General features: G+C 66.5%; 19 protein-coding genes. 16 read left to right on the top strand and 3 right to left on the bottom strand.

From position 1 onward, the window contains the following. Positions 1 to 265: 265 nt before the first annotated feature. On the bottom strand, positions 266 to 394 hold the full coding sequence (locus VPA02S_RS32280) for a hypothetical protein (protein ID WP_259347633.1): 129 nt from the start codon (positions 392 to 394) through the stop codon (positions 266 to 268). A gap of 638 nt (positions 395 to 1,032) precedes the next feature. Between VPA02S_RS32280 and VPA02S_RS02855 the strand changes: the two genes are divergently transcribed. From VPA02S_RS02855 to VPA02S_RS02885, 7 genes are all read left to right on the top strand, one after another. After that, positions 1,033 to 1,539 carry a Csu type fimbrial protein gene (locus tag VPA02S_RS02855; protein ID WP_062362014.1) on the top strand — a complete coding sequence of 169 codons (507 nt, stop codon included), beginning with the start codon at positions 1,033 to 1,035 and terminating at the stop codon, positions 1,537 to 1,539. A 25-nt stretch (positions 1,540 to 1,564) separates the two neighbouring features. Then, positions 1,565 to 2,293, top strand: a complete 729-nt coding sequence (locus VPA02S_RS02860) for a fimbrial biogenesis chaperone (protein WP_062362017.1) — start codon at positions 1,565 to 1,567, stop codon at positions 2,291 to 2,293. Positions 2,294 to 2,378: 85 nt separating this feature from the next. Continuing rightward, positions 2,379 to 4,655 carry a fimbria/pilus outer membrane usher protein gene (locus VPA02S_RS02865; protein WP_244883355.1) on the top strand — a complete coding sequence of 759 codons (2,277 nt, stop codon included), beginning with the start codon at positions 2,379 to 2,381 and terminating at the stop codon, positions 4,653 to 4,655. Next, positions 4,652 to 5,680, top strand: a complete 1,029-nt coding sequence (locus VPA02S_RS02870; protein WP_062362023.1) for a Csu type fimbrial protein — start codon at positions 4,652 to 4,654, stop codon at positions 5,678 to 5,680. Before VPA02S_RS02865 ends, VPA02S_RS02870 begins: the two co-directional genes overlap by 4 nt. Before the next feature lie 133 nt (positions 5,681 to 5,813). Continuing rightward, positions 5,814 to 6,287, top strand: a complete 474-nt coding sequence (locus tag VPA02S_RS02875; RefSeq protein WP_062362026.1) for a hypothetical protein — start codon at positions 5,814 to 5,816, stop codon at positions 6,285 to 6,287. 252 nt (positions 6,288 to 6,539) lie between these two features. Beyond that, complete coding sequence (locus tag VPA02S_RS02880; RefSeq protein ID WP_012747051.1) at positions 6,540 to 7,136, top strand: DUF6088 family protein; 597 nt, start codon at positions 6,540 to 6,542, stop codon at positions 7,134 to 7,136. Then, positions 7,129 to 7,707: a nucleotidyl transferase AbiEii/AbiGii toxin family protein gene (locus VPA02S_RS02885; RefSeq protein ID WP_244883356.1), complete on the top strand. Its 579-nt coding sequence runs from the start codon at positions 7,129 to 7,131 to the stop codon at positions 7,705 to 7,707. Before VPA02S_RS02880 ends, VPA02S_RS02885 begins: the two co-directional genes overlap by 8 nt. Before the next feature lie 26 nt (positions 7,708 to 7,733). Here VPA02S_RS02885 and VPA02S_RS02890 read toward each other — a convergent pair whose 3' ends face one another. Then, the gene (locus VPA02S_RS02890; protein WP_012747050.1) at positions 7,734 to 8,387 is read right to left on the bottom strand and encodes a hydrolase; all 654 of its coding nucleotides are present in this window, start codon (positions 8,385 to 8,387) and stop codon (positions 7,734 to 7,736) included. 127 nt (positions 8,388 to 8,514) lie between these two features. On the opposite strand from VPA02S_RS02890, the gene VPA02S_RS02895 reads away from it, so the two are divergent. From VPA02S_RS02895 to VPA02S_RS02935, 9 genes are all read left to right on the top strand, one after another. Continuing rightward, positions 8,515 to 9,411, top strand: a complete 897-nt coding sequence (locus VPA02S_RS02895; protein WP_062362028.1) for a LysR family transcriptional regulator — start codon at positions 8,515 to 8,517, stop codon at positions 9,409 to 9,411. Between the two features lie 77 nt (positions 9,412 to 9,488). Beyond that, positions 9,489 to 11,042 (top strand): sensor histidine kinase, encoded by a 1,554-nt coding sequence (locus VPA02S_RS02900; protein WP_027729922.1) that lies wholly within the window; start codon positions 9,489 to 9,491, stop codon positions 11,040 to 11,042. A gap of 164 nt (positions 11,043 to 11,206) precedes the next feature. After that, a complete protein-coding gene (locus tag VPA02S_RS02905) occupies positions 11,207 to 12,724 on the top strand; it encodes an amidohydrolase family protein (RefSeq protein WP_062362031.1) in 1,518 nt (505 codons plus the stop codon). Positions 12,725 to 12,774: 50 nt separating this feature from the next. Beyond that, complete coding sequence (locus tag VPA02S_RS02910) at positions 12,775 to 13,833, top strand: ABC transporter substrate-binding protein (protein ID WP_244883480.1); 1,059 nt, start codon at positions 12,775 to 12,777, stop codon at positions 13,831 to 13,833. Between the two features lie 136 nt (positions 13,834 to 13,969). After that, entirely contained in the window at positions 13,970 to 14,836 is an 867-nt protein-coding gene (locus VPA02S_RS02915; protein ID WP_062362034.1) for an ABC transporter permease, read from the top strand. Next, entirely contained in the window at positions 14,833 to 15,645 is an 813-nt protein-coding gene (locus tag VPA02S_RS02920) for an ABC transporter permease (protein WP_027729406.1), read from the top strand. The genes VPA02S_RS02915 and VPA02S_RS02920 overlap by 4 nt, the downstream gene beginning before the upstream one ends. A gap of 29 nt (positions 15,646 to 15,674) precedes the next feature. Then, complete coding sequence (locus tag VPA02S_RS02925; RefSeq protein ID WP_027729407.1) at positions 15,675 to 16,535, top strand: ABC transporter ATP-binding protein; 861 nt, start codon at positions 15,675 to 15,677, stop codon at positions 16,533 to 16,535. A gap of 37 nt (positions 16,536 to 16,572) precedes the next feature. Next, a complete protein-coding gene (locus tag VPA02S_RS02930; protein WP_027729408.1) occupies positions 16,573 to 17,946 on the top strand; it encodes an LLM class flavin-dependent oxidoreductase in 1,374 nt (457 codons plus the stop codon). A 35-nt stretch (positions 17,947 to 17,981) separates the two neighbouring features. Beyond that, the gene (locus VPA02S_RS02935; RefSeq protein ID WP_049805738.1) at positions 17,982 to 19,202 is read left to right on the top strand and encodes an acyl-CoA dehydrogenase family protein; all 1,221 of its coding nucleotides are present in this window, start codon (positions 17,982 to 17,984) and stop codon (positions 19,200 to 19,202) included. Here the strand turns inward: VPA02S_RS02935 and VPA02S_RS02940 are convergent, their stop codons facing one another. Further along, complete coding sequence (locus VPA02S_RS02940; RefSeq protein WP_027729410.1) at positions 19,203 to 20,576, bottom strand: LLM class flavin-dependent oxidoreductase; 1,374 nt, start codon at positions 20,574 to 20,576, stop codon at positions 19,203 to 19,205.

Here is a 20,576-nt window from a genome sequence, read left to right on the forward strand (position 1 = left end):
TATATTTTATCTTTTGTAGCTAAACGTTTGTATTAAGAAAGTGATGCGGATCACTTTTCCACGAAAAGCTAACGGCTTTTACGTTTTGCTACCCATTAGTCTATCAAAATGTGATGGATGCCCTTGCTGGGCAAAGTTGATAACCGTTAACCGTGGGATGCACGAGGTAGTAGGGAGAAACGAACAACTTGTCATCCCACGTATTGGGGAGGCCGGCGCTTTTATTCAGCGCCGCCGCTGCATTCCTATTGCACTCAGGAGATGGTCAGGTGCGCTCGGTCCAATGCTTCAAAAAGAAGCCTTTGGGAGGGAATTTGCCGCCAAACACCATGCACACCTTCGCAATCGACACCGGAATCTTTGTAGCTGGCGCCTTTCTGGGCGTGGTGCTCATGTGCCTGCTCTTCGCCTCGCGGTCGGACGACTGAAACCACTCCGGCTCCGGATCGGGCCGGGGTCAGTTAACTGTTGTTGCCACGCATCACCGGCTGAAGCCCTGGCGAGGCCGGTTCAGGCGCCCTACACACCCCTGCCCGCCACGGAAATCCGTGATGGAGTTGGCAAAATCACTTTTAAAATGTGAGCGCGCTCCTGTGACAACTGGTACTTCAAGCTACATTTTGTAAGTCAGAAGTGACTTAGGTCGCAGCAAAACGGGCATCGGCACTCGAAAAACGACTGCCGCGCTTGCCGTGCCGATTGCTTCTGCACACCCCGCCTTTTGGCGGGTTTGTACAGCCAGAAGGAATCCGGCACGTACCGGAGCTCTTGCCCCCGTACAGGGGCGCCTTCGAGCCAAAAACATCCATTTGCCAGGCGGCGGGGTACCCCCTGCCCCGGCAGATTGGGTACCCACGGGAAACCTCAGAGCGTGTCACCACCGCGCGACGACTTGGAGCGCGTCTGTTGACTTTTTGAAACTAAAGTTCCAATAATCTCACATTGAGAACTATAAGGTTACTTTGCTACAGCAAGCCCCGTGGTCCTCAACCCCGTCTTCACAACTCTTTTTTTAACCAGTCGGCGTTCACCATGAAAAAACTCTCCCTCATCGTTGCAGCCACCCTTGCAGTCACCACCAGCGCTGTCTTGGCAGCCACGAGCCCGGCCACGGCCACGTTCCAGGTCCTGATCACTGTCGCCAAGGCCTGCTCGGTCGTGGCGGGCGCCGGCTCGAAGATCGACTTCGGCACGGTCGATTCGTCGGCCACCAACCTGAGCGGCAACAGCAACATCAGCGTGACCTGCTCCAAGACCACGCCTTACAACATTGGCCTGCTGCCTTCGAACAACAACACCACCGGCGCCGGCGTGATGAGCCCCGCAAGCGGTTCGGACACGGTGGCCTACCAGCTCCGTTCGGTGAGCGCTACGGGCTCGGTCTGGGGCAGCACAGCAACCTCCGTTGCCGTGGGCAACGGCGTGGCCGGCACCGGCACCGGCGCGGCACAGACGATTCCCGTGTATGCCACGGTCGCCAGCGCCAACGTGACGCCTGGCGCCTACTCGGACACGGTGACGGTCCAGGTCAACTACTGATCGATTGATCGATCGATTGCCGCCCATGCGCCGCCTGCTCCGCCATACCGCCGTTCTCGCGCTTGCCCTGGTGCAGGCGGTTGCATCGGCGAGCGGGCTGCAGGTGTCGCCGGTCACGCTGACGCTGCAGGCCACGCAAAACGCGGAAGGCCTTTGGCTCAGCAACACGGGCGACACGGTGGTGCATGCGCAGGTGCGCGTCTACCACTGGGCGCAGGAGAACGGCGCAGAAAAGCTGACGCCCTCGCGCGAACTGCTGGTCAGTCCGCCGATGGTGCAACTGGCCGCGTCGGACAGGCAGCTGATCCGCGTGATTCGCACGGGCGTTCCGGCCGGCACGGTCGAAGGCTCTTACCGGGTGGTGATCGACGAGCTGCCGGTGGAGATGAAGGAAAAGAAGGGCCTGCAGCTGGTGCTGCGCTACTCGGTTCCGATCTTCATTGCAGCGGCGGGCGCGCAGTCGTCCGAGCCGCAGCTCGCATGGTCGCTGCGCCGCGAAGAAGGCCAGGCCGTGCTCGAAGTGGCCAACACCGGCGGCATGCATGCGCAGCTTGCCGATGTGGAATTTCTCGACACGGTGGGCCGCCGCACGCCGGTGCATGCCGGCCTGCTGGGCTACGTTTTGCCGGGTGCGCGCATGCGCTGGCCACTGAAGACTTCCGCTGAGGCTTTTGCCCTCGGCGGCATCCTGGAAACGAAGATCAATGGCAACGCGACGCAGGAAAAAATCCCGCCGCTCCCACGCGCCCGCTGAGCGCCTGCTGCCACTGCTGCTTCTTTCCGGCCTGATGTCTTTTGCCGCCCAGGCTGAGAATGCCGCAGCCGGCTCGAGCGCATCTTTGGTCGCGCCCGCGGAGGGCGAGCTGGCCGGTCCCACCGGCAGCGATCTTTATCTGGACCTGAGCCTCAACGGCAACCCGCAGGGGCTGGTGCACTTTGGCCTGCGCGGGCAGGAACTGTGGGCCAGTGCCGCCACGCTGCGGCAGCTGGGCTTTGTGCTGCCGGCGGGCGTGTCAGACCCGGTGCGGCTCAAGAGCCTTCCGGGGTTGCAGATCAAGTACGACGCTGCAACCCAGAGCGTTGAAATCAATGCCTCGGCCGAGGTGCTGCGCCTGCCCACCACGGTGGTGGACACATCGACCACCATCGTGCCCAAGGCCAGTGCTTCGCCCGGCCTGCTGCTCAACTACGACCTGTACGGCACGCAGGGGCGCGGCAACACGTCGAGCCTGAACGCGCTGACCGAGCTGCGCGCGTTCACCGGAAGCACGGTGCTCAGCAACACGATGATGTCGCGCTCGACCCGCCTCCCGAGCGAAGGCTGGACGCACGATTCGGTGCGGCTGGACACCACGCTGAGCACCTCGTTCCCTGAAGACATGCTGACGCTGCGCGTGGGCGACACGACCACGGCCTCGCTGCCATGGTCGCGCTCCACCCGCATCGGCGGCGTCCAGCTGTCGCGCAACTTTGCGCTGCAGCCCTATCGCACGACCACGCCGCTGCCAGCCTTCCTGGGAGCGGCTGCGCTGCCTTCGCAGGTGGAGCTGTACATCAACGGGATGCGGCAGTACACGGGCCAGGTGCCCGCGGGGCCGTTCCAGCTGAAGACGGTGCCGAGCATCAACGGCGCGGGCAATGCGCAGGTGGTGTTGACCGATGCCTTCGGGCGCGCGACGACGCTCGACTTTTCCTTGTACGACACGCAGCGGCTGCTGGAAGCGGGCCTGTCGGACTGGTCGGTGGACCTGGGCATGGTGCGCAAGGACTACGGCCTGCGCTCGTTCCAATACGGCAGCGATCCGGCGGCCAGCGGCACCTGGCGCTATGGCGTGAACAACAGCTTCACGATGGAAGCGCACGGCGAAGCCACCAAGGGGCTGGTGAAGGCCGGCGTGGGCGGCGCCTGGCTGCTCGGCCAGAGCGGCGTGCTGGCGGGCGCAGTGGCGCACAGCAGCTACCGCTCGGAGCAAGGCTCGCTGGTCAACCTGGGCTACAGCTGGCGCGACAACCACTTCAACTTTGCGGTCGAGGGCACGCGCACCTACGGCGAGTACCGCGACGTGGCGTCGCTGTACGGCAGCGCGCCGCCGCGCGGATCGGGCCGCGCATCGGTCGGCTACACCACGGGGAGCTTTGGCAGCTTTGGCCTGAGCTACCTGTACCTGCGCTATCCCGCACAGGCGGCAACGCGGCTGGCCAGCGTCTACTGGTTCAGCGCGATTGGCCGCAGCGCCTCGGTGAACGTGAGCCTCAACCAGAACCTGGACAACCGGCGCGAGCGCAGCCTGTACGTGGGCTTTACCTGGGCGCTGGACGGCAAGATCACGGCCAGCACGGGCGTGCAGCGCGATGGCGACCGCACCACCTTCTCGGCCGACGCGCAAAGCTCGATTCCGGGCGAAGGCGGCATCGGCTGGCGCGCGGGCCTGCGCCAGGGCGGCGGCCAGAACGGCGGCCAGGCCGAAGTCGACTACCTGGGCCGCTACGGCCGCGCAATGGCCGGCATCAGCGTGCTGGGCGACAGCCGCTATGCCTACGCGGGTGCCACCGGCTCGATCGCTTTCATGGGCGGCCAGCCCTTTGCGGCGCGGCGCATCGACGACGCCTTTGCGGTGGTTTCCACCGACGGCATCGCAGGCGTGCCGGTGAGGCTGGAGAACCGCGACATCGGCACCACGGACAGCCACGGCATGTTGCTGGTGGCACCGCTGCGCGCCTATCAGAACAACCAGCTGTCGATCGACCCGATGCAGCTGCCGGCCGACGTGCGCATCGAGCGCGTGAAGACGGTGGCCACGCCAAGCGACCGCGCCGGCACCTTGGTGCGCTTTGGCATCACGCCCGTGAATGCGGCGGCGCTGCTGCTGGCGGACGAGGCGGGCAAGCCGCTGCCGCTGGGCAGCCGGGTGCGCGTGAATGGCGGCACCGGCGAGCCCGCGCTGGTGGGCTTTGACGGCGCGGTGTACCTAGAGTCGCTGCAGGCGCGCAACACGCTCGAGGTGCAGACGCCGGGCGGCGGCCGCTGCCGCGTGAGCTTCGACTATCGCAAGGAAGGCGCAGGCATTCCGCAGATCGGGCCGCTGCGCTGCATCAGGGAGGGGAAGACGCCATGAGCTTTTCTTTGAGCCGCACCTTGCGGGCGCTGCGTTTGCCGCTGTTTTGTGCGTTGCTTTGGTGGGTGGGTGCGGGGAGTGCGCAGGCCACGATCACTTGCACGGCAGACATGACGAACCTGGCCTTCGGTTCGGTCGACCTGGTCGACGGGAGCACCCCCTCCTCTCCCACCGCCACGCTGAGCTACAACTGCACCAACAACAGCACCACCGCCGAACAGGTCAGGATCTGCTTCAACATTGGCGACGGCGACGAAGGCCTGACCAACTTCAACCCGCGCGTCATGAAGAGCGGTACGAACAGCTTGAAGTTCCAGCTCTACCAGGGAACGAGCAACGTCATCTGGGGTTCGAGCGGCAACGGGACGGTGCCGAACCCCTTCGTCACCACGTTCACCGTTCCTCGCCGGACTTCGGGCACCATTCCGGGGGTCTTCTCGGGAAGCACGACCATGCGAGGGGATCTGATCGCCCTCCAGGGCGCCGTACCTCCGGGCGCCTACCAGGACAACTTCGGTACCGTTCACACCTCGATCACGTTCTCGTCGAGCACGGGCGCCACGCCGGCAGCGTGCGGCGGCACGGCGGCAGACAACTTTCCGTTCGTGGTGACCGCCAACGTCGCCAAAAGCTGCCTGGTCACGGCCGACCCACTGAATTTCGGCACCATCGACGGCCTGCCGGGCATGGCCGACCGGGACCGGTTCAGCACGATCAACGTCACCTGCACCACGCCCACCAGCTACACGGTGGCGCTGACGCCCTCCAACAATTCGACGACCGGCGCGGGGTCGATGACGCCGACAGGCGGTGTGCCCGGCAACACAGACGCGGTGCCCTACCGTCTCTACAGCAATGCGGGCCGCTCGGTCTCATGGGGCAGCGTCATAGGCACCAACACCGTCGCAGGCACGGGCACGGGTGCAGCCCAGTCACTGACCGTGTACGGCCGCGTCCTTGGCAGCAACGTGAACGTGCGGCCGGACAGCTACCTGGACACCGTGACGGTCACCGTGACCTACTGAACGGCCAAGGCCAGCGGGAAAGCCCTTCCAAAAAAAGCACGGGCGGCCTTAATTTTCCGGCTACTCTGCCGATAACCCAAGTTGGGGCATCGATGCGATGCCCTCCACCGAGGTTGCGAGGAGAGGAGGTCCCATGTCCGGAAACATGTTGTCCCGTGCGGGTTCTGCCGGCCCGCCGCTTCCACCGCGTGCGGCCCGCACGGCGGCCGCCGTCGGCATGATGCTGCTGTTGCCGCTGCGGCTCGGCTCCGCGGAGCCGACGCACGGCCCGCACAGCGCTGCGGCGCGGTTCAACGTGACGATGATCGTGCTCCCGACCTTCAAGGTGCTCCAGGTCACGCCGGTCAATGGCGGGCACGAATACCGCGTCTGGACCAACATGAAGTCGGTGCTCATCAAGGGCCGCGAATACCAGTTCGACAAGATCGGCGAGACGACCTTCACGGTCGCCGGCACCACCGCCGACGGCCTCGACACCCTCGACCCCACCTGGCGCAGCGCCATCGGCGCCATGGCTGCCATCACGGCCCGCGCCGCGCCGCGAACGGCCGGTGCTGCTGCGGAGGGCGACGGGAGCAATTCGATGCGGGTGACGGTGATCTACTGAGCGCTTATTCAAGCGTTCGCCGCAACGCACGCAGCGGCGCGGTGAGGCGCCACGATTTCGATGCTTGGTGCATCTTCAGTTCGCCGCGGGCGGCATTCAGGGCGCGTTCAAAACTCCGCTGGCCGGGCGTTTGCCGCCCCCCGCCACGTGTGAAGCAATGACGTAGTCGACCTGGCGCCCCGCGCATTCGCGACGCCGTCTTGAAAACTGTCAGAAATTCCATCATACTTCTGACACTCAGGATTCACCGCCATGCAGACCCTCGCCAAACAAGTTATGGAGCACGCCGCCGGGTTGCCGGAAGGCACGCCCTTGATCGCGAAAGAACTGCTGCACCTGGGGAATCGCGCCGCCGTGGACCAGGTTCTGTCCCGCCTCGTGCAGCGCGGCGCGCTGCTGCGCGCGGGCCGCGGCATCTATGTGCTGCCAGTTGAAAGCCGCTTCGGCTCCCGGGCGCCTTCGGCTGCCAGGATGGTCGAGGCATTGGCGAGCCAGCGCGGAGAAACCATCGTGCCGCATGGTGCGTCTGCCGCCAACGCGCTGGGTCTCACCACGCAGGTACCTATGCGGGCGGTTTATCTGACGTCGGGCCCAAGCCGTCGCTTGAAGCTGGGAGCACAAACGGTGGAGTTGCGGCATGCGCCGGTGTGGCAGTTGATCCTTCCAGGCCGCGCCGCGGGCGATGTGGTGCGGGCGCTGGCATGGCTCGGGCCGGAGAAGGCCGGCAAGGCGTTGCGTGCGCTGCGCGCCAAACTGCCGCCGGCCGAGTTGAAGGAAGTGGCTTCGGCACGCGCGCGCCTGCCCACCTGGATGGCCCAGGAAGTCAGTGCGCTGGTGCCGCATGGCTGAATTCTTCGAGCTCTCTGCCGACGAGCGCCTTGTCCCGTCGGTGGTCATGCTCGAATTCGGAGCTCGGTCTACCGGCGAACCTGCGGAGTTGCGCTCCGTTCAGTGCGATGCCGCCGCGCATCTGTCGGGAGTAGTGGAGTTCCCCGAAGCAATGCCGCAAGTCATGCGCGCCGAGCGGACCTTCTGGGAGAAGGCCACCGCAATCCATGTCTTCTGCGCGCAGGGCGCCTTCCGCGGTGGCGACCGGTTCGCTCGTCACTGGCACGATGTCACTCGGCTGGATGCCGCCGGCTTCGCCGATTCAGCGCTGAGGGATAAGGCGCTGGCGAAGGCAGTGGCCGATCACAAGAGCATCTTCTTCACGGAGAGGAGCCCCAATGGCGAACCGATCGACTATCACGCCGCCGTCTCGGGTGGTCTTCGCCTGGTTCCCGACGACGGCGCCTTGGCCAAGTTGGCCGCCGACTACCAGCACATGGTCGACGACGGCCTGTTTCTCGAGGAGATCGAATCCTTCGACGCCCTCCTCCAACAATGCCAAGCCATTCAAGAGAAGGCGAATGAGGCATGAAGCGGGATGAGCGGTCCCCCCTCAGATCATCCTGCCTTGGCAGGCACAGGCGTGTTGAGCAACTGCTGCTCCCAAAGATACGCGATGCCGCTGCCGGCGAAGTGCTGGATGAGAATCTCGGTCAGTTCCTCGACGTGCTCGGTGCGCGCCCAATCGCGTTGCCATTCGCCACAGAGCGCCATCACGGTCATCACGTTCGCGCCGGCCGCGATCATTCGCTGGATGGCAACTTCATGGGACTCCTTCGAAATCCCGCCCGATGCGTCGGTGATCACGGTCACATCCCAGCCTTCGCCGGCGGCCTGGATGACAGGCATTGCGACGCAGACCTCGGTCCACAGGCCGGCGATGATCAGCTGCTTGCGGCCAGTCGCCTTGACGACGCTCACCACGTTCTCGTCCTGCCAGGTGTTCACCCAGGTGCGATCGATGACTTCCTGGTCTGGAAATACGTCGGTGATCTGCTTGAAGAGAAGTCCACCGCGCGCCGCGATCACGCTGGTGAGAATGGTCGGAACGTTGAAGGCTTTTGCCAGCTTCGCCAGCGCGGTCGTGTTGTTCACCACGGCCTGCGGGTCATGGCTGTTCAGGTTGGAGAGCTGGTAGGGCTGGTGGTCGATGAGAACGAGTACCGAGTCTTCGGGGCGAAGAAGCGAAGCCAGGCCGTTGCGAAAAGTCATTGATGAATCCTTTGTTTCGGTTGTGAGCGGGACATTGCTTGCCCCGAAGCAGGATTCTGTTGTTCCTCTTTTTGATGCGGTAGTACCATTTCGCGGCGAGCTGTGTCGCGCAATGAGGAACACCAAATTGGACATCGAAGAGCTGCGGACCTTCGTGGAAGTTGCCGATGCCGGCGGGGTTTCGTCCGCGGCGCTGCGGCTTGGGGTGTCCAAGTCGATCGTCAGCCGCCGCCTCTTCAGGCTTGAAGAGGAGCTTGGCGTGCAGCTGCTTGCGCGGTCCACCCGCGGGGCCGCGCTCACCGAAGCCGGGGCCACGTTCCGGGACCATGCAGCCAGGGTCTGCGCCGAGATCGACGTGGCCAGGGAAGCGATCCTGCCCGCCGGCGACCTTCGTGGGCGCTTGCGCATTGCTGCGCCGTTTTCACTGGGCCCGACCCACTTCGCGCCCATCCTTGCGGAGATGGCACGACGCCACCCCGGGCTTCACATCCAGACCTGCTACAGCGACCGCTTCGTCGATCTCATCGCGGAGGGCTACGACTGTGCGATACGGGTCGGCTATCTCCCGGACTCCAACCTGATTGCAAGACGCATCGGCCCGGTGCATGGAAAGCTCGTTGCGAGTCCGGCCTATGTCAAGGCGCATGGATCGCCCGAGACACCGGAGGAGCTCCTCGCCCACGAGGCCCTCATGCAGGGAACCGAAGCCTGGCACCTCACGGATGGCGACAAGACCATCACGGTTCGCCCGCAAGGGCGCTTCAAGGCCGACAACGGCACGGCGCTGGTCGCCGCTGCCACGGCAGGACTGGGCATCGCCTACCTGCCCGATTGGCTCACCCATGAACACGTGGCCTCCGGGGCGCTGGTGCCGGTCATGACGCGCCATCCGCCACCGCCGGCAGGTGCCTATGTCGTCCGGCCGCCCGGCCAGCATCCCGCACGGAAGATTCGCGTCCTCACCGAACTGCTGATCGAGTATTGCGACCGGCCTGCGCATCCTGTGGGAGCCGCCGCGGTTTGATGGGGTGCGTTGGCCGAACAGTGCTTGCCCTCGGCAGGGAGCTATAAAGCACTTTTGGGAACCTGCAGCACATCGCCATGCAAAGCCAACCCGCCTCCCCTGCAAGCGCAACCCTCCTGGAGGACAGCACGGCACCGATCGTCGAGCAGTTGCCGGTCGGCATTTTTCGCAAGGACACCGAGGGGCGCTTCACCTTCGTCAATGCCAGGTTCTGCGAACTCAAGGGCATGCCTGCAGAACGCATCCTGGGCCGCACGCCTGCGGAGATCGACTCCGACGAGGCGGCTTCCTGGCAGGTGATCGAGTCTGCGGTGCGGGGGCCTGACGGCACGGCCATCGGCAGCCAGGGAGTCTTGCTCGACGCGGCCCCGCGCAACCAGGAAGAGGACGACGCCATGCTGGCCAACGAGCGCGAGCTGCTTCGCGCGCTGCTGGACAACTCTCCGGACCACATCTACTTCAAGGACGCGCAGTCCCGCTTCATCAAGACCAGCACGGCGCAGGCGCTGGAGTTTGGAATGGCCACACCCGAAGGGCTGGTGGGAAAGTCGGACTTCGATGTCTTTTCCGAAGAGCATGCGCGTCCGGCGTTCGAGGACGAGCAGGAGATCATCCGCACGGGTGTGCCGATGATCGGCAAGATCGAAAAGGAAACCTGGATCGACGGGCGGCCCGACACCTGGGCCTTGACGACGAAGATGCCCCTGCGAAACCGTGCGGGCCGGATCGTCGGAACCTTCGGCATCACCAAGAACATCTCCGACCTGAAGGAGGCGGAGCGCCAGGTTGCCGAGGTGAACAAGCAGCTGGTCGAGGCCTCGCACCTGGCCGGCATGGCCCGCATCGCCACCAACGTGCTGCACAACGTCGGCAATGTGCTCAACAGCGTGAACGTGTCCGCGGCGCTCATTCTTTCGCGCGTTCGCGCCTCCAAGGCCCCGGGGCTTGCGCGGGCCGTCCAGCTGATGGAAGAGCACGCGGACGACCTGGGCGCGTTCCTCGCTTCGGACCCCAAGGGCAAGGTGCTTCCGGGCTATCTGCGCCAGCTGGCCTCGGCGCTGGTGGCAGAGCAGAACGACGCCATCAAGGAGCTGGCGGCACTGGGCAAGAACGTGGAACACATCAAGGAGATCATTGCCGCGCAGCAGGCCTACGCCGGCGCATCGAGGCTGCTGGAAAAGGTGCAGGTCCGCGAACTGGTGGACGATGCATTGCGCATCAACGCCGAGGCGCTGGCGCAGCGCCGGATGGTGGTGGAAAAAGAGATTGCGCCTCTTCCCGAACTGCTGCTGGACCAGGGGCGGATCTTGCAGATCCTGGTGAACCTGATCAGCAACGCCGAGCAGGCCATGGACGGCGTGACCGACCGCGAGCCCCGGCTCACGGTGCGCGTGGAGCTGGTGGCGGGCCAGCGGCTGCGCATCTGCGTGGCGGACAACGGCGTGGGCATTGCGACGCAGGCCCTGTCCCAGGTGTTCGTGCACGGGTTCACCACGAAAAAGACCGGCCATGGATTCGGCCTGCACAGCGCCGTGATCGCCGCGCATGAAATGGGCGGAACCCTCACGGCCCACAGCGACGGGCCGGGCACCGGCGCGGCGTTCACGCTGGAGCTTCCGGTGGAAACATGAGTACCTCGATGCGCCGCCCGAAACCGAAGTACCGCCCCGCAACATCCGCGCCGAGCTGTGCTCCTTATGCACGCACCGGCTAAGCAATACCGAAAGCCTTCTTTGGCAAGCGCGTGAGCCGCGCGTAGCCTGCGGCGTTCCTTTCCCTTCCAAGGAACCCGCAGATGAACGATCGTTTGAACCGCGTGCATGCCTCGCGCTCCGCCGCCGTGAAGGCCGGCCTCGACCATCCCGTGATCGACACGGATGTCCACGTCAACGACTACGCGCCCGTACTCGAGGATTACGTGGCGCAGTACGGCGGCAGCAAGCTGGTCGACGCGCTGCGCAAGGCGCTGGGCGGACGCTTCGTCACGCGCAATGGCGGCGGCAAGGACTGGTACCAGCAGACGGCCGAGGAGCGCCAGTTCCACCGCACGCTGCGCGCGCCCTGGTGGGCCCGCGTGACGCGCAACACCTACGACCTGGCCACCTACACGCTGCCCGCGCTGCTCTACGAGCGCCTGGGCGAGCAGGGCTCGGACTATTCGATCCTGTTCCCCAACGACGTGCTCTCGCCCGCCGCGGCCGGCAGCGAATACCGCCAGCCGCTGCATCGCGCCATCAACCACTTCCACGCCGACCAGTACCGGCCGTATGCCGACCGCCTGACGCCGGTGGCGGGCATTCCGCTGCACACGCCGCAGGAAGGCATCGAAGAGCTGGAGTTCGCGGTCAAGACGCTCGGCCTGAAGGTGATCAACATCGCAGGCGGGGTGCGCCGGCCGATCCGCGCCATCGCCGAAAAATATCCGGCGAAGGAACACCCGGAGATTGCGAAGCAGACCGGGTACATCGACTTCTACGGCATCGACAGCGAGCACGACTACGACCCCTTCTGGGCCAAGGTGGTGGAACTGGGCGTGCCCGTCACCACGCACTACGGCAGCCAGGGTTGGACCGGCCGGCAGTCGATCAGCAACTACATGAACAACCACATCGGCCACTTTGCCGATGGCTCGCAAGCCTTTGCCAAGGCACTGTTCTTCGGCGGCGTGACGCGGCGCTTTCCCGGCCTGCGCGTGGGCTTGCTCGAAGGCGGTGCCGACTGGGGCTCGCATGTCTACACGCACCTGGTGGACCGCTGGGAAAAGCGCAACAGGAACGCCGTGCGCAACTACGACCCCGCAGAGGCCGACGTCGAACTGCTTGCCTCGCTGTTCGAGCGCTACGGCGGCGACCTGCTCAAGGGCCGTACGATCGACAAGTCGACGCTGCTGCGCGACAGCCTCGGCCTCTCGGCGCTGCCGCACAGCCGAGAGCCGAACGAATCGGAGATCGACGATTTCGCGCTCGCCGGCATCGAGAAGGTGGAGGACATCCGCGACCGCTGGGTGAACAACTTCTACTTCGGCTCCGAGGCCGACGACCGCACGGTGGCCGCGGCGTTCAACACCAAGGTCAATCCGCTGGGCACCAGGATCAACGCGATCTGGTCGTCCGACGTGGGCCACTGGGACGTGCCCGAGTTCACCGAGCCGCTGGCCGAAACCTGGGACCTGGTGCAGCAAGGCGTGATCTCGGCCGCGGACTTCAAGGCCTTTGTCTTCGACAACCCGCACCGCTTCTACACCGAGGCCAATCCGCGCTTCTTCGAAGGCACCGAGGTCGGGCGCAAGCTCGGCCTGAAAGGCGCGAAGTGAACGGCGCGGCACGCTCCCTGTTCACCCGCCTGCGCCGTTGGGCCGCGCCACTGGGCACGCTTGCGCTGGTGGCCGTGGCCGCGCTGCCCGCGCAGGCGGCGCCCGACACCATCCGCATCGGCGTGGCCACCGCGGGCGGCGGCGATCCCGTTACCTGGGGCGGTTCGCCCGGCGGCGTTGCGCGCGTCAACAACTGGCTGGAGGAGGAGTTCAAGGCCACGGGCATCAAGGTCGAATGGCTGTTCTTCAAGGGTGCCGGACCGGCGGTGAACGAGGCGCTGTCGAACAGGCAGATCGATTTCGCCTACCAGGGCGACCTGCCGTCGATCGTCGGGCGCTCCAACGGCCTGAAGACCAAGCTGCTGCTGGCGAGCGGCGCGCGCAACAACCTGTACCTGGTGGCGCCGCCCAAGTCGGACATCCGCTCGATCAAGGACCTGAAGGACCGCACGGTCTCGATCTTCCGCGGTACCAACGGCCACCTCGTGGCCATCAACGTGCTGGCAGCCAACGGCCTGGCCGAGCGCGACATCAAGGGCGTGAACCTCGACACCGGCAGTGCGCAGGCCGCGCTGGTGTCGAGCGGCGTGGATGCGGCCTTCGGCGGCTACGAGTGGTTCAAGGTGCGCGACCAGGGCCTTGCCAAGGTGGTGTATTCCACGCAGGGGCAGGACCCGGCCTTCACGCGCCAGGCCTCGCTGCTGGTGCGCGCGGACTTCGAGCAGGCCAACCCGGCCGAGGTGCAGCGCGTGGTCGACGTGTTCGTGCGGGCGGCGCGCTGGTCGTCGGACGAGAAGAACCGCGATGAGCTCTTCCGCATCTGGGCGCGCAGCGGCACACCGGTGGCTTCGTGGGCGGCGGAGTTCGACCAGCAGCAGCTCGCGGTGCGCAACTCGCCGCTGGCCGACGACTTCATCATCGGGCGCTACAAGGCCGTGGTGGCCGACGCGCTCAAGCTCAAGCTGATCCGCCGCGAGGTGTCGGTCGACGATTGGTTCGACACGCGCTACCTGAAGAACGCGCTGAAGAAGCAGGGGCTGGAGAACTACTGGACGGCCTACGACGCCAAGGGACAGCCGAAGGCGAGTCCATCGGTCGCTTCGCGATGAGGGCGTTGTCTTATCCCCTCTCCCGCTGGCGGGAGAGGGCTAGGGTGAGGGCATCGGCCTTCGCACGAGCACCGCATCTGCAAGCGCCGCTGGCCCTCACCCCAGCCCTCTCCCAGAGGGAGAGGGGGAAAAACCGATGAGCGCCGAAGTCGAATTGGCAGCCGTCCTGCGGCCTCGCGACGACGCGCCCGCGTCCGCGGCGCGAACGATCGCGCCGTTGCTGGCGCGGATGCCCTGGCGGCGCATCGGCGACAGCACGCTCCCCTGGCTGCTGCCCATCGCCCTGCTCGCGCTGTGGTTCACGGGCGCCGAGCAGGGCTGGATCTCGCCGCAGGTGCTGCCGCCGCCGCAGTTCGTGTGGGAAACATTGCGCGACCTGGCCATGAGCGGTGATCTCTGGCTACACGTGAGCACCAGTTTCACGCGCGTGGGTGTCGGCTTTGCAGTGGGCACCCTGCTCGGCCTCGCGCTGGGCTCGGCCATGGGCCTGTCGCGCAGCTTCGAGACCTATGTGCTGCCCAGCTTCAATGCGCTGGTGCAGATCCCGGTGCTGGCCTGGCTGCCTTTCGTGCTGCTGATCGTGGGCATTGGCGAGCCGCTGAAGTACATCCTCATCGCCAAGGCGGCACTGGTGCCGGTGGCGCTCAACACGCTGCAGGGCTTCCGCCAGACCCCGTCCGCGCTGCGCGAAGTCGGCCAGGTCTATGGCTATACGCGGCGCCAGCAGGTGCTGGAAATCGTGCTGCCGCACGCCGTGCCCACGCTCTTCACCGGCGTGCGGCTGGGCTTCACCAAGGCCTGGCTCTCGCTGGTGGTGGTGGAACTGGTGGCGTCGAGCGAAGGGCTGGGCTACCTCATCGTCTATGGCCGGCAGCTGTTCCAGCTCGACCTGGTGATGGCGGCCGTGATCGTGGTGGGTGCGATCGGCTATGCCATCGACCGCCTGCTCGATCGGCTCGAAACCTCGATGCACCGGCGCCAGCCGGGCGGAGCCGCGCCATGAACACCGTCACGCGGGAAGCCGCCGAACTGGCTGCCGTGCAACCGCTGCAGCCTGAGCAGCGCAGCCGCTGGCGCGGCTTCGTGCTGCCCGTGGCGGCTGTCTTGCTGTGGTGGCTGCTGTCGTCGCTCGACGTCGTGAACTCGGCGCTGCTGGTCTCGCCGGCCAAGGTGCTCGATACCGCGATCGACCAGGTGGCAAGCGGACGCCTCTGGCGTGCGCTCGGCGCGAGCCTGGCGCGCGAAGCGACGGGCTTTGCGATCGGCACCGCGTCGGGCCTCGTGCTCGGCGCGCTGCTGGGGCTGTCGGCGCTCTTCAACCGCATCGCCGGTCCGAGCTTCAACACCTTCAAGCAGATCTCGCTGTTCGCGTGGATTCCGCTGATCTCGGTGTGGTTCGGCCTTGGCGACGTTGCCAAGGTGGTGTTCCTCTCGCTGGCCGCGCTGGTGCCGGTGGTGGTCAACACCTGCGACGGCATCCGCACCGCGCCGGCCGGCCTGCTCGAGGTGGCGCGCGTCTATGGCTACACGCGCTGGCAGACCGTCACGCAGGTGGTGCTGCCGGCCGCCCTGCCCTCGATCTTCACGGGCGTCTACCTGGCGCTCATCTATTCCTGGCTTGCGACCATCGGCGCCGAGTACCTGCTGGTGGCCGGCCGCGGCATCGGCAACACGTTGATCGAGGGCAGCGAGCATTTCCAGATGGACCTGGTCATCTTCGGCATGTTCGTGATCGGCCTCGTCGGCTGGCTCATGAACGCCTCGGCCCGCACGCTGGAGCGCCGGCTGGCGCGCTGGACCGGGCGCGCATGAACCACGCACGCAGAAAGAACTCACCTTCCATGACCTCCCTCCTTGCGAACCCCTCCAACGAACTCGACATCCGCGGCCTCGGCAAGCGCTATGCCAGCACGCAGGCCAGCGGCGGCGAACTGCAGGTGCTCGAAGGCATCGACCTGCACATTCCGGCCGGCCGCTTCGTGAGCATCGTCGGCACCAGCGGCTGCGGCAAGTCCACGCTGCTGCGGCTCATCCTCGGCTTGGACGCGCAGTACGAGGGCCGGATCCTGCTCGACGGTGAACCGATCTCGGGCCCCGGCCGCGAGCGCGGCATCGTGTTCCAGGACCACCGCCTCTTTCCCTGGCTCACGGTGGAGCAGAACATCGCGGTGGGCCTGCGCAACGCACCCTTCAGCGCCAAGGAAAAGCGCGACCTGGTGGCCGAGCATGTCGCGCTGGTCGGGCTCGAGGGCTTCGAAAAATCGTGGCCGCACCAGATCTCCGGCGGCATGGCGCAGCGCGTGGCGATTGCGCGCGGCCTGGTGAACCGGCCGCGCGTGCTGCTGCTCGACGAGCCCTTCGGCGCGCTCGATGCACTCACACGCTCGCGGCTGCAGAACGAGCTTCAGCGCATCTGGCAGAAAGAGCGCATCACCATGCTGCTGGTGACCCACGATGTCGAGGAAGCCGTCTTCCTGGGCGATCGTGTGGTGGTGATGCAGCCCTCGCCCGGCCGCATCCGGCGCACCGTCGAGGTCGATCTGCCGCACCCGCGCAACCGCAGCGACCCGGCATTCATTGCCTTGCGCGACGACGTGCTCAGCGACTTCCTCGATGCCGATACCGATCGCACGCCGGCCGCCGCACCGCCACCCGAAACTGTCGGCACCGGCCTGCCGCAGCGGCTGCAGCTGGCGTGGTGATCGCGCTCCTTCTCTCTTTTTCCAAGGCATTCGACCCATGGCTTCATCCACGCGCCAGTTCAAGCTCGGCGCCTTCCTCATGCAGACCGGCCACCATATCGCGGCCTGGCGCCATCCGGGCGCGCAGGCCGATGCCGGGAGCAACTTCCGCCACTACGTCGAACTGGCGCAGAAGGCGGAAGCGGCCAAGTTCGACGCCATCTTCCTGGCCGATTCGGTCGGCGTTCGCAACAGCGACCTGGCGTCGCTCTCGCGCACGGCGCGCGCCGACCACTTCGAGCCGCTCACGCTGCTTGCCGCCATTGCGGCGCTGACCGAGCGCATCGGGCTCATCGCCACGGTGTCGACGAGCTTCAACGAGCCCTTCAACGTGGCGCGCAAGTTTGCCTCGCTCGACCAGATCAGCGGCGGGCGCTCGGGCTGGAACCTCGTGACCTCCAGCGGCACCGGCGAGGCGCAGAACTTCAACCGCGACGAACATTTCGAGCACGCGCTGCGCTACGAGCGCGCGGCCGAGTTCCACGACGTGGTCACGGGCCTGTGGGACAGCTGGGAGGACGACAGCTTCGTGCGCGACAAGCCAAGCGGCCGCTACTTCGACGAGCACAAGCTGCACGTGCTGGGCCACAAGGGCACGCACTTCTCGGTGCGCGGCCCGCTCAACGTGGCGCGCTCGCCGCAGGGGCGGCCGGTGGTGGTGCAGGCCGGCGCCTCCGAAGCGGGCCGCGACCTGGCCGCGCGGACGGCCGAAGTGATCTTCGTCGCGCACCAGACCTTCGACGAGGCGAAGGCCTTCTACGCCGACATCAAGGGCCGGCTGCCGCGCCATGGCCGCCACCCCGATGACGTGAAGATCATGCCCGGCATCTTCCCCGTGGTCGGCCGCACGCAGGCAGAGGCCGAGGAGAAGTTCGAGCAGCTGCAGCAACTGGTGCACCCGGTGGTCGGCGTGTCGCTGCTGTCGAACGTGATCGGAGGCTTCGATTTCTCCAGGCTGCCGGTCGACGGCCCGCTGCCCGAACTGCCGGAAACCAACGGCCCCAAGAGCCGCCAGCGGCTGCTGCTGGACCTGGCGCGGCGCGAAAACCTCAGCATCCGCGATCTCTACCTGCGCATTGCCGGCGCGCGCGGCCACCAGCAGGTGGTGGGTACGCCCGCCCGCGTTGCCGACCAGCTGCAGCAGTGGTTCGAGGAACGCGGCGCGGACGGCTTCAACATCATGGCGCCGTGGTTCCCGGGCGGCCTGGACGATTTCATCGAACTGGTGCTGCCCGAGCTGCGGCGGCGCGGCCTGTTCCGCACCGAGTACGAAGGCCGCACGCTGCGCGAGCACCTCGGGCTGCGGCGACCCGCGCATCCGGCGCATCCGGCGCATTCGGCGCGCGAGGCGCATCCGGCCGCCATCGCGTGACCGCCTTCTCCACCTTTCCTGGTACCTCATCGTTCATGCCCCCACCACCCCCTGCCTACGAACAGCTCGCCGAGCGCTTCCGCCCCGTCTTCGCCCGCATCGCCGAACATGCCGCCCAACGCGAGAACGAGCGCGCACTGGCCTACGACGCCGTCACCTGGCTGCGCGAAGCGAACTTCGGCGCGCTGCGCGTGCCGCGGGTCCACGGTGGCCTTGGCGCTTCGGTCGAGCAGTTGTTCGACCTGCTCATCGAGCTTGGCGCCGCCGATTCGAACCTGCCGCAGATCCTGCGCGCGCACTTCGGCTTCATCGAACGGCTCTATGCCGAGATCGATCCCGAGCTGCATGCACCCTGGCTGCGGCGCGCGGCCGACGGCGCGATCTTCGGCAATGCCACCACCGAGTTGGGCGAGGCCGAGCTGGGCACGCTGCAAACCACGCTCACGCGCGACGGCAAGGGCTGGCTGCTCGATGGCGACAAGTACTACAGCACAGGCACGCTCTATGCCGACTGGATTCCCGTGACCGCCCAGCGCGCGGACGATCCGAGCAAGCAAGGCCGGGTGCTGGTGCTTGTGCCCGCGGAAGCGAGCGGCGTGGAACGCATCGACGACTGGCGCGGCTTCGGCCAACGCCTGACCGGGTCGGGTACCACGCGCTTTCGCCGTGTCGCTGTCGAGGCCGGCAATGTGCTGACCTACGACCGCGACCGGCCGACGCCGCTCACGGCCCATTTCCAGCTCACCCACCTGGCCACGCTGGCCGGCATCGCGCGCGCGATCGAGCGCGACGCGGTCGCCTTCGTGCAGCCGCGCAAGCGCGTATACAGCCACGGCAGCGGCACCACGCCGCGGGAAGATCCGTTGGTCCAGCAGGTGGTGGGGCAGCTTTCCAGCGCGGCCTTCACGGCCGCCGCAACGGTGGCTGCAGTGGCCCGCGGGCTGGGCGACATCGACCGCATGCACCAGCGCGGCGAGCCCGTTCCCGAAAGCCTGCTCGTCGACGTGGAGCTGCGCACCGCCAAGGCGCAGGTCGGCATCGTCGACACCGTGCTGAACGCCGCGACGCGCCTGTTCGATGTCGGCGGCGCCTCGGCGCTGCAGGAAGACCGGCGGCTGGATCGCCACTGGCGCAACGCGCGCACGCTGGCCTCGCACAACCCGGTGATCTACAAGGCGCGCGCGGTCGGCGACCACGCGATCAACGGAACCCGGCCGACCTTCTATTGGGCAGTGGGAAGCCGGGCCGAAAGTTGATCAGGCCTCGCCGGCGCGATGGCGGAACTGCGCCGCCGCATGGCGCGCAGGCAGCCGGTCGCCGGCATCGAACAGTTTGCGGCGCAGGCTGCCCTCGGCATAGGCGGTCTTGTAGACGCCGCGGTCCTGCAGCTCGGGCACGACCAGGTCGACGAAATCCTCGTAGCTCTCGGGCACCACGGTGCGGCTCAGGTTGAAGCCGTCCGCGCCGGTCTCGTCGATCCACGACTGCAGTTCGTCCGCCACCTGCGCCGCATCTCCGACGATGGCCGGGTAGCGCCCGCCGAGCTCGAACAGGTCCAGCAGCTTGCGGCGCGTCCAGCCCTGCTGCTCGGCGGTGCGGGTGGCCGATTCGATGGCGTTGGTCTTTCCGTAGTCGATCGGCTCGTCCAGGCCGTAGCGCGCGTAGTCGATGCCCGTGCTGGCCGAGAAGTGCGCCAGGCCCGCCTCGCGGCTCGCGTAGTCCCGGTAGTCCGCGTACTTTTCCTGCGCCTCCTTCGCGCTCGCGCCCGGCACCACCGCCGCGCCGACGAACACCTTGACGTCGTCGGGACGCCGGCCGGCCTGCACCAGCTGTTCGCGCAGTGCCTGCACGGTCTGGCGCGCTGCTTCCTTGCTGGGCGGCGAGATGAAGACGCACTCCGCGTGCCGCGCGGCAAAGCGCTGGCCGCGGCCGGAGCTGCCGGCCTGGAACAACACCGGCGTGCGCTGCGGCGAGGGCTCGGCCAGGTGGTAGCCCTCGACCTGGTGGTAGCGGCCGTCGTGCCGCACCTTGTGCACCCTGGCCGGGTCCGCGAAGACGCGCGCGGCCTTGTCGCGCCGCACCGCCGCGTCTTCCCAGCTCCCTTCCCACAGCTTGTAGAGCACTTCCAGGTACTCGTCGGCCCGTTCGTAGCGCTCGTCGTGCGCGATCTGCTCGGCCAGGCCCATCGCGCGCGCGGCGCTGTCGAGATAGCCGGTGACGATGTTCCAGCCGATGCGTCCGCGCGTGAGATGGTCCAGCGTCGAGAAGCGCCGCGCCAGCAGGTAGGGCTGCTCGTAGGTCAGATTGACCGTCACGCCGAAGCCCAGGTGCCGGGTCGCCGCCGCCATGGCCGATACCAGCATCAGCGGGTCGTTCACCGGCAACTGGATCGACTCGCGCAGCGTCACGTCTACGTTGTGCTGGTAGACGTCGTAGACGCCCACGATGTCGGCAATGAACAGGCCGTCGAACAGGCCGCGCTCCAGCGTGCGCGCGATGCCGGTCCAGTGTTCGAGCGTGTTGTATTCGAGCGAGTGGTCGCGCGGATGGGTCCACAGGCCATGGTTGATGTGGCCCACGCAGTTCATGTTGAACGCGTTGAGCAGGATCTCTTTCTTCTTCTGCGCCAT

The organism is Variovorax paradoxus NBRC 15149 (assembly GCF_001591365.1).
GTDB lineage: Bacteria > Pseudomonadota > Gammaproteobacteria > Burkholderiales > Burkholderiaceae_C > Variovorax > Variovorax paradoxus.

Coding starts and splice junctions, on each gene's coding strand:
- VPA02S_RS32280 (WP_259347633.1), bottom strand. CDS start 394: ATGAGCACCACGCCCAGAAAGGCGCCAGCTACAAAGATTCCGGTGTCG.
- VPA02S_RS02855 (WP_062362014.1), top strand. CDS start 1,033: ATGAAAAAACTCTCCCTCATCGTTGCAGCCACCCTTGCAGTCACCACC.
- VPA02S_RS02860 (WP_062362017.1), top strand. CDS start 1,565: ATGCGCCGCCTGCTCCGCCATACCGCCGTTCTCGCGCTTGCCCTGGTG.
- VPA02S_RS02870 (WP_062362023.1), top strand. CDS start 4,652: ATGAGCTTTTCTTTGAGCCGCACCTTGCGGGCGCTGCGTTTGCCGCTG.
- VPA02S_RS02875 (WP_062362026.1), top strand. CDS start 5,814: ATGTCCGGAAACATGTTGTCCCGTGCGGGTTCTGCCGGCCCGCCGCTT.
- VPA02S_RS02880 (WP_012747051.1), top strand. CDS start 6,540: ATGCAGACCCTCGCCAAACAAGTTATGGAGCACGCCGCCGGGTTGCCG.
- VPA02S_RS02885 (WP_244883356.1), top strand. CDS start 7,129: ATGGCTGAATTCTTCGAGCTCTCTGCCGACGAGCGCCTTGTCCCGTCG.
- VPA02S_RS02890 (WP_012747050.1), bottom strand. CDS start 8,387: ATGACTTTTCGCAACGGCCTGGCTTCGCTTCTTCGCCCCGAAGACTCG.
- VPA02S_RS02900 (WP_027729922.1), top strand. CDS start 9,489: ATGCAAAGCCAACCCGCCTCCCCTGCAAGCGCAACCCTCCTGGAGGAC.
- VPA02S_RS02905 (WP_062362031.1), top strand. CDS start 11,207: ATGAACGATCGTTTGAACCGCGTGCATGCCTCGCGCTCCGCCGCCGTG.
- VPA02S_RS02915 (WP_062362034.1), top strand. CDS start 13,970: ATGAGCGCCGAAGTCGAATTGGCAGCCGTCCTGCGGCCTCGCGACGAC.
- VPA02S_RS02920 (WP_027729406.1), top strand. CDS start 14,833: ATGAACACCGTCACGCGGGAAGCCGCCGAACTGGCTGCCGTGCAACCG.
- VPA02S_RS02925 (WP_027729407.1), top strand. CDS start 15,675: ATGACCTCCCTCCTTGCGAACCCCTCCAACGAACTCGACATCCGCGGC.
- VPA02S_RS02930 (WP_027729408.1), top strand. CDS start 16,573: ATGGCTTCATCCACGCGCCAGTTCAAGCTCGGCGCCTTCCTCATGCAG.
- VPA02S_RS02935 (WP_049805738.1), top strand. CDS start 17,982: ATGCCCCCACCACCCCCTGCCTACGAACAGCTCGCCGAGCGCTTCCGC.
- VPA02S_RS02940 (WP_027729410.1), bottom strand. CDS start 20,576: ATGGCGCAGAAGAAGAAAGAGATCCTGCTCAACGCGTTCAACATGAAC.